Origin of the sequence: Aliagarivorans taiwanensis DSM 22990 (assembly GCF_000429505.1) — a bacterium.
Lineage (GTDB): Bacteria > Pseudomonadota > Gammaproteobacteria > Enterobacterales > Celerinatantimonadaceae > Aliagarivorans > Aliagarivorans taiwanensis.
Genome location: NZ_AUBZ01000021.1, coordinates 62,248 through 75,300, shown reverse-complemented (window position 1 = coordinate 75,300; position 13,053 = coordinate 62,248). Strand labels below are relative to the sequence as shown.

The following is a 13,053-nucleotide window of genomic DNA, read 5'->3' as shown; positions in this document are numbered from 1 at the left end:
ATGTGGATTTCGATTATTAGACAAAGGATACGTCTGTTAATCCTTTTTATTGCAACAACCATTAGCGTTGGCTGCATTGATTACAAGCCAACTCTCCGAGTCGCCGTTTCTCCTTGGCTCGGTTTTGAACCTATCTATTTGGCACTACGCTTGGGCTATCAAGACCAGGCGCGCTTCCAGCTTTCTGAATTAACCACCTCGACCCATGTTTTGCATGCGCTTAAGAGCAATCAGGTGGATGCGGCATTTGTCAGCTTGCCTGAAGCGGTTAGCTTGGTCAGCGCTGGCATGCAGTTGTGCATTATTGCCGTGGTGGACCAAAGCCTTGGCGGTGATGCGCTGATTGCACAGCAGGGGCTTATCGACAGCCAAAGCCTGCTCGGTAAACGGGTCGGCTATGAGAGCCAAAGCATGGCGTCGCTGGTGCTGGACGACTGGCTCACCAGTAGCGGCCATCAAGTTGAAGACTTTATCTTGGTGGAAGCCAAGCAAGATGAACAGTTAGAGCTATTCCGTCAAGGCGAAATCGAGGCCGTTATTGCCACCGGTCCACTACTTAGACGCTTGCAAGAAAACCTGTCGGCCAACGTTATCTACCAAGGCGAACAGCTAGAGCAGTCTTACTACCGGGTCTTGGTGGTCAGCAATGAGCTATCTGAGGACGCCAAGGACCAAGTCGGTGAGTTGGTCGATAGCTACTTCCGCGCCAGTAACTGGCTGCAAACCCATCCGCGCGAGGGCTTTAAACTGATCGCTAAGCGCAACCAACTCTATAGCAGTGAGGTTAGCGATGCCTTTGAGCAGATCAGCCTGCTTAATAAGCGCGAGAGTCGCCGGGTGATGGAGCAACAATTAACCACCCACACCTTGGAGCTAGGCGAGCGTATGGTCAAACTTGGGCTGATTTCAACGCTGCCAGATTTCAGCAAGGCCATTGAGACCCGTTGGCTGGAGGAGGCACCTGATGCGTAATCGTGTTTCCTTGGGAATCACCATCCCGCTTATTGTGCTGGGTATCTTTGCTATCGTGCAGTCAGTGTTGCTGTTCGATCAGATAGAACGCGCCAAGCAAGAGCTTGCCCACCAGAACCAACTGCATCTGCTCGAATCCGGCTACCAGCTGCAGCAATCCTTGTCGGACTATCTGTCTCGTCACCAATGGCAGTATGTTCAGCGTACCGTGGCACTTAATGCCTTGTCGGCCAACCTGGAGCAACTGTTGGTGGTTGACCCAATGGGGATAGTGCTGGCGTCCAGCCATGCCTTGGATAAGAACATCTTTGCCGCTGACGCAATCACGCCGTTTAGCCATGAGTTACTCACCAACAGCCACCGCAGTGACACCGAGCGCCACTTCTTTAATGTTGCGCCGTTTGTCACCGATCTGTACTTGCCCCTAGATTTCGGCCCCCGTGATGACAGCCTACGCCGGTCTGAAAAAGGCCTGTTGGTGCTGCGCCTCGATTACTCCAGTCAGTGGGCGGCCTATTATCAGGCAACGCTTAAGGAGTTTGCTAAGCAGCTTGGGCTGACCTCTATTGGCCTGCTGGCACTTATCCTTATTCTGAAAAAGATTCTGCTGTCGCCACTTTAGCGGATCTCACAGCTCACCGAGCAGCTCGATACCCTAGAGCCAGAGGGTATCCCTAGCAAAGGCATGGGGGAAGTTGCCGCGTTACAAGAGTCACTTAAGCTGATCGCTGGAAAGCTGCGCGATAGCTTCAATGAGATGGAAGCCAGCGAGCAGCGTTGGCAGTTCGCATTAAGTGGCGCGGGTGCCGGGGTGTGGGACTGGAGCCTTCTCGATAATGAGGTTTATTACGCTCCTCAATGGAAGGCCATGCTCGGCTACGGCGAGGATGAGATCAACCAGCACATCGAGGAGTGGGAAGGGCGCATCCATCCTGCCGATGCCGACAAGGCTCAATCGAGTCTGCGTCGTCACTTGCAAAAAGAGACCGAGATCTTTGAGTGTGTGCATCGCATCCGTCATAAAAAGGGTCACTACCTTTGGGTACTAACTCGCGGTATGGTGGTCGAGCATAGCGAGCAGGGCCTGCCAGCACGACTGATCTGTACCCAAACCAACATTTCGGAAACGCGCTCCGCCAAAGAGCTGCTGCGTTTCCGCTCGTCCCACGATGACGTGACGCGTTTGGCCAACCGTAAGAAGCTAATTGAAAATCTGCAGGCAGATATTCAGCGTGGTCAACAGCGCGGCTATTACAGTGCGCTTATCTATATCGACATCGACCACTTCAAGCAGGTGAATGACACCCTCGGCCATGCGGTGGGGGATTTGTTGTTACGCCTGATTGCCCACCGTTTGCGTGAGCATCGCGGGCCGGCTGATACCGTGGCCCGTTTGGGCGGCGATGAGTTTGCACTGCTGCTACCTGAGCTGGCGCAAGATCCCGAGCAAGCCCAACAGATCGCCTTTGATATCTGTAAGTCGGTCACCAAGCACATTCACAAAGAGTTTGTTATCAAGGGCAACCCCATCCAGCTTAACCTGACATCTGGGATTGCCCTGTATCCGTTTAAAGACAGCAATTCACCAGAGGTACTGCGTCAGGCCGAGATTGCGCTTTACCGCGGCAAAGAGCTGGGGCGAGCAAAGATCTGTGTGTTCGATGAGAGCATGCTCGACAAGCTTAAAGAACGCCACCAGCTGCAAACCAAGATGCGCAATGCCCTCAGTAACGCCGAAATGGTGGCTTACTACCAGCCGCGTTACAACGACAAGCTGGAGATGGTGGGCGCTGAGACCCTTATTCGCTGGTTTGAGCCGAACTCTGGCTGGATCTCCCCGAGCCGCTTTATTCCACTGGCCGAAGAGAGTGGCAGCATCGTGGCCATTGGTGAGTGGGTGATGCGCGAAGCGTGTAAGCAGTTGCGGATCTGGCAAGACCGCGGGCTACCGGCTTCGTTCACCACCTTATCGATTAACGTCAGTCCTAAGCAGTTCCACCGCGACAGTTTTGTTAAAGATACCATCGAAATCTTCAATGAAACCGGGATCGATCCGCAGTTGATTGAGCTGGAGATCACCGAAGGGGTGTTGGTCGATAACGTTGATGCCACAGTCGAGAAACTCAAGCAGCTACGCGATATCGGGGTACGTTTCTCGGTGGATGACTTCGGAACCGGCTACTCCTCGTTGGCCTATCTCAACAAACTGCCGATTCACTGCCTCAAGATTGACCGCTCCTTTGTGATGGAGCTGCAAAGCGGTGGCAGCGAGTGCGCCATTATCACCACCATTATCTCAATGGCCGATAACCTTGAGCTGGAAGTGATTGCCGAAGGGGTAGAGACCGAGTATCAACTTGAGTTTCTGAAGTATCGCGGCTGCCGGGTCTATCAGGGCTTCTTGTTTAGTGAGGCTTTGGAGCCGGAGATCTTTGAGCAGCGCCTGTTTTCCGAGGCTCAAGAGCTAGCTTAAGTTAGCTGATATCGAAACCCATAAAAAAGCGCTTGGATGTCCCAAGCGCTTTTTGTCTATTGTGTGTGGCGATTCTTAATTACCGCGCTGGTAGCGATGGAACTTCGCCACCCACTCAAGCAGCTTCTCCGGTGCGTTGGCGCGCTTCCAGTTACCTGCAACGTACTTGTTGGCTTCCATCATGGTTGGGTAGGCGTGGATGGTGCCAAAGATCTTGTTTAAACCAAGCTTGTGGCGCATCGCCAGCGTGAACTCTGCCAACAGGTCGCTGGCGTTGCTGGCAACAATGGTGGCCCCTAAGATGCGGTCTTTGCCGGGTATGGTGAGCACTTTTACAAAGCCTTTGGTGGCATCATCAGCAATCGCCCTGTCCAGTTCGGCCAGCTCAAACTCAGCAACCTCATAGTTGATGCCTTGGGCCTTGGCTTCATTTTCGTTGAGGCCGACCCGTGCCACTTCCGGGTAGGTATAGGTGGCTGCCGGAATCACCGAGTAATCCGCTTTGAACTTCTTAATCGCGCCAAATAAGGCGTTAACCGCAGCATACCACGCTTGATGCGCGGCAAAGTGGGTGAACTGATAGGGGCCTGCAACGTCGCCGACCGCAAACAGGTTGGGGTAGGTGGCCTGCAGGTGATTGTTTACCTTAATCGTGCCATTTGGGTTGAGCTCTACACCGAGTTCCTCAAGGCCAAAGCCGGAGGTGTTGGCAACGCGGCCCAATGCCAACAGCACCTGGTCAAACTCCAGCTCCACCGTTTCGCCATTGCGCTCAAGTATTGCTAGCTGGCTATCGCCGCGTTTCTCAAAGGCCTTGGCCTTCCAACCCAAGTAAAGGTCGATCTGCTCATCGCGGAATTGTTGCTCTATCTCCGCGCTTACTTGTGGGTCCTCGCGATTCAGCAGGTGTTCGGCCATCTCTACCTGACTGACCTTGGACCCCAAGCGCGCGAAGGCTTGCGCAAGTTCGCAACCGATGGGGCCGCCGCCGAGTACCAATAAGCGGGCAGGCTGTTCGGTTAGCTGCCAAAGTGTGTCAGAAGTCAGGTAGGAGACTTGCTCCAGACCGGGGATCTTCGGCACCAATGGTCGGGCGCCAGTGGCAATCACAATGTTCTTGGCGGTTACGCGTTCGCCGTTAACCTCTGCTTCCCACGGCGACAGCAAACGCGCTTCGCCTTGTACGCAGTTTACCCCCAGCCCGCTGTAGCGCTCGACCGAGTCATGGGGCTCGATGTCGGTAATCACCCGGTGTACCCGCTGCATCACTGCCGCAAAATCCACCTCGGTATCGCTGGAGCTAAAACCTAAGGACTGCGCCCGTGAATGCTCATAGGCGTATTTGGCACTGCGAATTAATGCCTTTGAGGGCACGCAGCCGGTATTGAGGCAGTCGCCGCCCATACGATGTTTTTCAACCAAGGTGACCTTGGCTTTGACTGCGGCTGCGATATAGGCGCTGACCAATCCGCCCGAGCCCGCACCGATAACCAGCAGGTTATTGTCGAACTGCTTGGGCTTATCGAAGCGGCTATACACGCGGCGAGCGGTTATTTTTGCGAGGATCCCTTTGGTAATAAATGGCAACAGTCCAAGTAGGGCAAAGGCCAGTAACAAGGAGGGCGATAAGATCCCCGCCGGGCTCTCCAGTTTCGACAGCTCAGTGCCTGCATTTACGTAGACCAGTGTGGCTGGGAACATACCCAGTTGGCTCACCCAGTAGTAGGTTTTTAGCGGTAAGCGGGTGAGTGCCATGACCAAGTTAACCAAAAAGAAGGGGAAGACCGGGATCAGACGCAAGCTGAGTAAGTACCAAGCGCCGTCTTTCTCAACACCGCGATTGACGCTGGCAAGCTTGTCGCCGTAACGCTGCTGAATGGCGTCGCGTAGCAAGTAGCGGGCAACAAGAAACGCCAGGCTTGCGCCAATGGTGCTGGCGAAGCTCACCAGAATAACCCCGTTGACCACGCCAAACAGCGCGCCGGCTAACAAGGTGAGTAGCGCGGCGCCGGGAAATGAGAAGGCGGTGGCTATTACATAGACACTGAAAAAGCTCAGCGCGCTGACCCAAAAATTGTTTTCTACGGCACTTTGTAGCTTAACTTGGCTATTTTTGATGTTTTCGAAACTTAACCATTCAGCCAGGCCGCCAATCCAGAGCGCGACAAAACCCAATGCAACGACGATAATCACAAAACTTTTGTTGATTTTCATGGTCTTAGCAATCCTCTTAACAACTAACTTGACTATAGACCATATAAGCAAGGAATTGCTTTCAACTATCTTGTTAAATCATCAAGTTAAGCCGACAATGAGGGCGCACCGGTTCCATGTTCTATGAGGTTTGTTTGAGTTTACGCGCGCTACTATTCATCACCCTGCTATATAGCTGCCAGGCCCTTGCGTTGGAGTATCGCTTGGTGGGGATAGATGGGGCCGCGGCAGACAATGTGAATCTTTATCTGAACAACCAAAGCTTTTCTGACTCGGTTGGTCAACGCTTTATCGAAAGCGCGAGTATCGAGCAAACACGCACGGCGCTGCGTGCACTGGGTTACTACCAAAGCACCATCAATACCCGTTGGGAGGGTGACTCACGTTTAGTGATTGAGGTTGATATCGGCCCACCGCTCACCATTAGCGAGCTGCGCTTAGAGATCCGTGGCGATGCTTTGCTTGATCCGGTCTACCTTCAGGTGTTTGCCAACACCTCCATTAAACAAGGTGGTCGTTTTAATCATGGCGCTTTCGAAGCGCTAAAAAGCGATTTAAATCGCATTGCAGTGCGCTATGGCTACTTCGATGCCAACTTAGTGGAAAGCCGGGTAACCGTCAGCATTGCTGAGAACTCCGCTGAAATCGACTTTATCTACGACTCTGGGCTACGTTATCGCTTTGGCGAGCTTATCTTTACCAATCCGCAGGTGCCTGGGGAGTTGTTTGTCGACTTGGCCGGATTCGAACGTGGCCAATACTACGACGCTGAGGTGATTGGTGAGTTTAACCAAAAACTCGGCGAGACCGATTATTTTCGGGTTGTTGCGGTACAACCCGATCTGGAAACCCGGCGCGATCAGCATATCGATATGCTGGTAGAATTGCGCCGCAAGCCTCGAGACACCTTTGAAATCGGTGGCGGCGTAGCTACTGATGTGGGACCACGATTGCGCTTTAAGTGGAATCGACCGTGGGTGAATGCAGCCGGGCATAGTGTCGGCTTTGAAGCAGATGGTTCACAGGTTCGCCAGTCGGGTTCCTTGTTTTATCGGATACCGATGAACGACCCCATCGATGACTACCTGGACTTTCAAAGCGGTTGGGAACGCGAGGACACCAACGATACCGTCAGTAACAAGTTGGTATTTAGCTCAACACGGCAATGGCGGGTTAATCCCGACCTAACTACCGCGCTGTTTCTGCGCTGGCTGCTCGAAGACTACGAGCAGGCCGACCAGAATGACCGCAGCAACTTGATCCTACCCGGCGTCAACTTAGCGCGGCTGCGTTCGCGCGGCGGCCTTGACCCGTACTGGGGTGACAATCTGCAGTTAAGCACCGAACTATCTAGCACCGCATGGGGCTCAGATGTGGATCTGTTAAGGGTCACCGGGCTAACCAAGTGGTTGCGCAGCTACCGTAAGCACCGTCTGATTACCCGGGTAAATGCAGGTGCCATCTGGGTTGATGATATTACCGATGTACCCGCCTCGATGCGTTTCTTTGCCGGTGGCGACCAAAGCATCCGTGGATATGACTACAAAACCATTTCTCCTACCAACGATGAAGGGCAGCTAATCGGGGGTAAGTTTACCGTGGTGGGGAGTTTGGAATACAACTATCAGATCTTCGACCGCTGGCGCGTTGCCCTGTTTGCCGATGCCGGTACCGCCACCAATGATTTTAGTGAAGAGCCCTCGGTTGGTCTTGGTTTTGGTATTCGTTGGGTAACGATTATCGGCCCGGTGCGCTTAGATATTGCCAAAGGCTTACAGAACGATGATGACCCTTGGCGACTGCACTTCTCGATGGGGCCTGATATATGATGGGCCGTATTGGAGCCTTAGTGTTAGGCACTTTGGTGCTACTGTGCGCGCTGCTGTTGATGATTTTGGGTAGCGAGTTTGGTAGCCGCAAGATCCTCAACTTAGCTGATGACCTGCTGCCGCAGCTTACCATTGAGCTTCGCTCGGGCAATGTGGTGAGTGAGCTAAAGCTGGCGCAGGTATCCTGGGTACAGCCTGGTGTGGTAGTGCATGTAGAAGATGCTGTGCTATCCATTGGCTGGCGCTGTTTGACCCGATTTTCCGCCTGTGTCGATACGCTGGAAGCGGGCAAGGTGCATGTGAGGGTGGATACTGACGGCTTTGAGTCTAGCGACGACGAACAGCCCCAACAAACCGAGTCCTCTGGGTGGTGGACGCCCGCTTATGCACTGATTCTTAAGCACCTGCAGGTAGAAGATGGTCGGGTAGATGTAAACGACTTATCTATCCACTGGCGTGATCTGCAGAGTTCAGCCAGCTGGTATCAGCAAGATCTCACAGTACAGCGATTCTCAATAGCGAGCTGGCTGGTGGACTTATCCAATATGGCGGATGATGAGCAAGCTGACGCGTCACCTTCCAATGGCCTGGCCAGCTTTCGTTACCCGCAGATAAACCTGCCTGATATCGCGCTTCAGTATCTGATTACACTTGAGCACTTGAATGCCGCAAGCGGAGAAGTACGGCTTGCCAATGACAGCCTGATGTTCAGCCAAATGAGAGTAGATGGGGCGAGTTGGTTTGACACTGAGTTGAGTGTGGCTTCATTGTCGGGGATCACACCGTGGGGCTCCTTGCAGGCGAGTGGCGAGATCGACTTCGCCCATGGCTGGGCGTCAACTCTTAAGGCGAGCGGGGAGAGCGGCTTGCTCGGCGAACCGTTGGCGTTTGAGCTTAGCCAGTCAGGCCCATCGCGTGACAGCCGGATTGCTCTCCATACCCGCGGGTTGGTAGAGCTAACTATGCAAGGGCAGTTGGGGTGGAGCGCTCAGGACTTACCTTTTGACTTGACTGTGGATTTACTAAGCCCTTACACGGTTGTTGAAGAGCAACTGCTCGCCCGCGATTCAAAGGTTGTGGCTAAAGGCAACCTTAGCCGTTATCAACTGCAAGGTGAGGCCGCGATTGAACACCTTTCCATCAGTAAGCTGACGTTTAATGCGCTTGGCAATATCGCCGCTATCGACAGCCTTGAGCTAAGCATCAATCCCCTGGATAAGCCTGAACAAGAGATACAGATTACCAGCGCAGTCGATTGGGTGGGCCCGTTTCATGCCAAGGCGCGGGCACAGTTCAGCCAACTCAAACTCAGTGAGTGGCTAACGCTAGAGGGGCTACCCGAACTGCCACTGTTCGATGGCGAGATAAGCGCAGCGGTAAACGGCGACCAGTGGCAGATTGAGCGCGCTGAGATTAACGGCGAGTGGCTAGCGACGCCCTTGCGTTTAACTGCCGCCGCGCAGGGGCAAGCCGAGCAGTTTGAAACGACATCCATGATAGAGCTGGGTGACAACAGGCTTGAGTTTGCAGCGAACAACCACTATGGCTTGGCTGCATCGCTAGATGCTGCGCTCAACGATTTGTCCGTGTTGCCCGATGTAGGCAAGGGAAGCGTAAGCGTGGATGCCCAGTTAGATTCCTCGCCGAGCGGTGAGCCGCAGATCGCGTGGCGTGTCACCGGCTCCGAACTTGTTCACTCTGGGTTGTCACTGGGCTCATTAGGCAGTAGTGGCGCCATTACCTTAAACGATGAATATGCCGGTACCCTGTCGCTGGCGGTTAGTGATGTGCAGGTGGCTGGACTCGAGCTCAACGGCAGCAGCATTGACTATCGCTCACGCGACGGGATGCAGCAGATTGATTTTCAGCTAAACGATGAAGAGCTGAACCTTAAGCTTGGGTTGCAGGGAGCTGGCTCCATCAATGAGTGGACGGGCAAGGTACAGCAGCTGGCGCTAGATAGTGATTTTGGTCGCTGGCGCATCGCCCAGCCCGCAGGGCTTGAGTGGCTGCAAGGGCAGTTTGCTCTGTCTGAGTTATGCGTGACTCGCAGTAACGATAACGTGTGTGCCGAGTTTAGCTTGAGTGAGGTTGGAGATGGGCGAGCCTCGTTAACCGGCAGCGGTTTGAACTTATCGCTGTTGAATCGCCTGCTGCCGGAGAACCTACGTCTTGAAGCCGCAGCAGAGATCGCGGTACATGCCAGCTTGTCAGGTTTTCAATTGGAGCAAGCCGATTACCAGTTCAGCGTCAATCAGGCGGTGTTAAGCACGAACGATGTAACGCTTGGTGAGCAACGTTTTACGGTAGAGGGCTTCAATGCAAAGGGCAACTACCTTGATGGCCAGCTGTTCAGCGACATCGCGCTCGATAGCGAGCAAATGGGCGTGTTACGCAGTGAGCTGGCCTTGCCGAGCTCACCCAGCGAGGAGGTGGCTGGCTCGCTCAGTTGGAACGGATTAGAGCTAGCGTCGTTGTCTGGACTGTTCCCCGATCTCACAAGTCTGCAAGGCGCCGTTGAAGCGCAGCTGACCTTAGCCGGGACACGCCAGCAACCACTGGTTTACGGTGAGCTGGCGCTGGATAAAGGGGAAGTATCCAGTCACCTATTACCGTTTGAGATTGCACAGTTGCAAACCGCCCTGCGTTTTAACGGCAATCGCGCCACCGTGGCGGGTCAGTTTATTAGTTCTGGCCAACCGGCCAAGTGGAGCGGCCAGTTTGACTGGCGAGACGCGCTACAAGGGCGCGTACAGTTCGATGCGAACCGCCTGCCGGTAGTGGTCGAACCCTATGCGCGCGCTGTGATTTCGCCGGACCTAGAGCTGAGACTTAATAAGGAACTGATCTCCTTGTCCGGCGATCTGGTGGTCAACGAGGGAAGCATCGAAGTGAAGCAGCTACCTGAGACAGCGGTACAGTTGTCGCCTGATGTGATCGTTATCGAAGAGCAGAAAGAGCCCTTTGTCAGCCGCGCGTTGGCGGTGAGTATTCGGCTTATCGTATCGGAAAACCTCAGCCTTAAGGCGCTCGGCTTAGATACTCAGCTTAGCGGGCAACTGCAGATCGACCAACGACCGGGCGAGAGTATGCTCACCAATGGCCGTATCGAACTCATCGATGGCAGCTTTCGCGCCTACGGGCAAAACTTGGTGCTCACCAAAGGTTGGCTACTGTTCTCCGGTTCCATGGAGCAGCCCTATTTAGACATCGAAGCCATCCGCAATCCCGATAACATCGCCGATGGGGTGACAGTGGGGGTAAGGGTTGTGGGGCTGGCTGACGCGCCGCAAGTCACCTTGTTTTCAGAACCGACCATGTCGCAGAACGAGCAATTGTCTTATTTACTGAGGGGCAGGGGGCTCGAAGACAGTGAGCAGGATCAAAATGCGCTTACTTCCATGCTTATTTCTCTGGGGGTTGCTCGTGCCAGCGGTACCGTGGGTAACTTGGGTAGCAGTCTTGGTTTGAACGATCTTTCAGTGAGTGCCAATAGCACTGGCAGCGATACTCAGGTAGAGGTTAGTGCCTATATCTTACCGGGCGTGCAAGTGCGCTACGGTATGGGCGTGTTCAACCCAGTCAACGAGTTGACGGTTCGCTATGAAGTACTACCAAAGCTTTTCCTTGAGGCATTCTCTGGGCTAAACAGCGCAATTGATCTTTATTACGAGTTCAGTGTGCGCGAGCGAGACAACTAAAAATCTCATCAAACCTTATAGTGACTAAACATCAGGCGCTACTAAAAATGGTAAAACACTGCTAAAAATACGTTCATGCTGCATGCTAATGTGACAATCCTCACGTGCTTAAAATGAGATCTAGTTAACATAGTTTCAGTTAGTTAGAGCAAAGTTCAACCTACGTAAATATTGGATTACAGCAAAAGTGTAACTAAACAACATAGAAAGCGCTTACACTGTTATTTACCTCACTAAAACGCTATCGTTCCGGTAGTTTCGATACGATCACAGAAAACAAATAACATAATCCATCATTTTCATATGACAATTTTTTGTTTCATGGCATGTGTGGAAAATGTCACTCGTGAATTCGTGGCATAGCCTTTTTGGAGTTAAGTAATGTCTATCCGTCCCCTGACTATTCGGGAAAAAATCGCCTATGGACTTGGCGATATGGGCTGCAACTTTGTGTGGCAGACCGTAATGTTGTTTCTTGCGTACTATTACACCGATGTGTATGGCCTCTCTCCGGCCCACATGGGTACCATGTTCTTACTGGTTCGTTTTGTTGATGCGATCACTGACCCGCTAATGGGCTCTCTGGTCGACCGAACTGAGACCCGGTGGGGGCGTTTCCGGCCTTACTTAGCGTGGTTTGCAGTACCTTTTGGTCTGGCATGTATGGTGACCTTTTACACTCCAGATATGGGGCAAACAGGTAAGATTGTTTACGCTTATGCGTCTTACATCTTCCTGACTATCATGTACACCGCGATTAACGTTCCATACTGCGCCATGGCTAACGCGCTGAGCAGCGATCCACAAGAGCGAACCTCACTGCAAAGCTTCCGATTTGCGCTGGGTACTGCGGCAGGTCTGATTGTCGCCTTGGTAGCACTTCCTCTGGTTAAGCTTATCGGTGGCGGCAACGAGCAAGTTGGCTACTTTGGCGCAATGAGCGTGATGGGTGTTATCGCCATCGCTTTGTTCTTCATTAGCTTTGCAAATACTAAAGAGCGTGTTGCTCCGACCCAACAAGCAAAAGGCTCTGTCGCTAAAGACCTTAAACTACTGCTTGCTAACAGCCAGTGGCGCGTCTTGTTCGTATTGAACCTGGTTTTGTTGGTGGGTGTGGTACTCAAAGGTGCATCGACCATGTACTACGTAAACTCTGTGCTGGGGCGTGCAGACTTGGCTACTGCCTTCATGGTTGCGGGTATGGCAGCAAACATTATCGGTGCGTTGGTATCAGCGCCGCTGTTGGCTCGCTTTGACAAGGTACAAGCTTACAAAGTAATCACCGTAGTGTCTGGTCTACTTTCAGCGGTGCTGTACTTGGTTAACCCGGCTAACCTGACGCTGGTATTCACCCTGCACATCACCTTGTGTCTGGTGCAGATGATGTCAACTCCGCTGTTGTGGAGCATGATGAGTGATGTCGTAGATTACGAGCGCAGCCGCAGTGGCCGTTCACTGGAAGGTATGGTGTTCTCTACTGCACTGTTTGCTATTAAAGCGGGTATCGCTATCGGCGGTGCGCTGGTTGGTTGGATTCTAGCCGGCTCTGGCTACGTGGGTGGCGCAGAGACGCAAACACCTGAAGCGCTTCGTTGGATCACCATGCTATTCACCGTTATTCCAGGCGTATGTTACGTACTGCTAGGCGGAATCATGAGCTTCTACAAGCTAGATACCCAAGCGCTTAAGTCAATTGCAAGCAAGCTCAACGCTGAGCCAGTTGCTGCTTAATCACTAACGGGTTATCTAACCAAAGCCACCTCTTGAGGTGGCTTTTTTGGTTCTGCAGTAACAGCCGGGCTCGCCGCTGGCAAACAGGGATGAATGTATAACCGCTATTGTGGGGAGAGTACTCGATACAAAA

Annotated in this window: 7 protein-coding genes; 6 read left to right on the top strand and 1 reads right to left on the bottom strand. The window is 52.9% G+C overall.

Features of this window, described 5'->3' with window-relative positions:
• From G462_RS0111405 to G462_RS22595, 3 genes are all read left to right on the top strand, one after another.
• Positions 1-972 (top strand): ABC transporter substrate-binding protein, encoded by a 972-nt coding sequence (locus tag G462_RS0111405; RefSeq protein WP_084405033.1) that lies wholly within the window; start codon positions 1-3, stop codon positions 970-972.
• A complete protein-coding gene (locus tag G462_RS0111400) occupies positions 965-1,594 on the top strand; it encodes a hypothetical protein (protein ID WP_026959103.1) in 630 nt (209 codons plus the stop codon). Before G462_RS0111405 ends, G462_RS0111400 begins: the two co-directional genes overlap by 8 nt.
• Before the next feature lie 63 nt (positions 1,595-1,657).
• Complete coding sequence (locus G462_RS22595; protein ID WP_051326703.1) at positions 1,658-3,445, top strand: putative bifunctional diguanylate cyclase/phosphodiesterase; 1,788 nt, start codon at positions 1,658-1,660, stop codon at positions 3,443-3,445.
• A 75-nt stretch (positions 3,446-3,520) separates the two neighbouring features.
• On the opposite strand, the gene G462_RS0111390 is transcribed toward G462_RS22595, so the two are convergent.
• On the bottom strand, positions 3,521-5,659 hold the full coding sequence (locus G462_RS0111390) for an FAD-dependent oxidoreductase (protein WP_026959102.1): 2,139 nt from the start codon (positions 5,657-5,659) through the stop codon (positions 3,521-3,523).
• 134 nt (positions 5,660-5,793) lie between these two features.
• On the opposite strand from G462_RS0111390, the gene G462_RS0111385 reads away from it, so the two are divergent.
• The 3 genes from G462_RS0111385 to G462_RS0111375 all read left to right on the top strand — a co-directional run bounded on the left by G462_RS0111385 (position 5,794) and on the right by G462_RS0111375 (position 12,920).
• The gene (locus tag G462_RS0111385; protein ID WP_169720167.1) at positions 5,794-7,488 is read left to right on the top strand and encodes an autotransporter assembly complex protein TamA; all 1,695 of its coding nucleotides are present in this window, start codon (positions 5,794-5,796) and stop codon (positions 7,486-7,488) included.
• A 20-nt stretch (positions 7,489-7,508) separates the two neighbouring features.
• Positions 7,509-11,189 (top strand): translocation/assembly module TamB domain-containing protein, encoded by a 3,681-nt coding sequence (locus tag G462_RS0111380; protein WP_169720166.1) that lies wholly within the window; start codon positions 7,509-7,511, stop codon positions 11,187-11,189.
• A 381-nt stretch (positions 11,190-11,570) separates the two neighbouring features.
• A complete protein-coding gene (locus G462_RS0111375; protein ID WP_026959099.1) occupies positions 11,571-12,920 on the top strand; it encodes a glycoside-pentoside-hexuronide (GPH):cation symporter in 1,350 nt (449 codons plus the stop codon).
• Positions 12,921-13,053 lie beyond the last annotated feature (133 nt).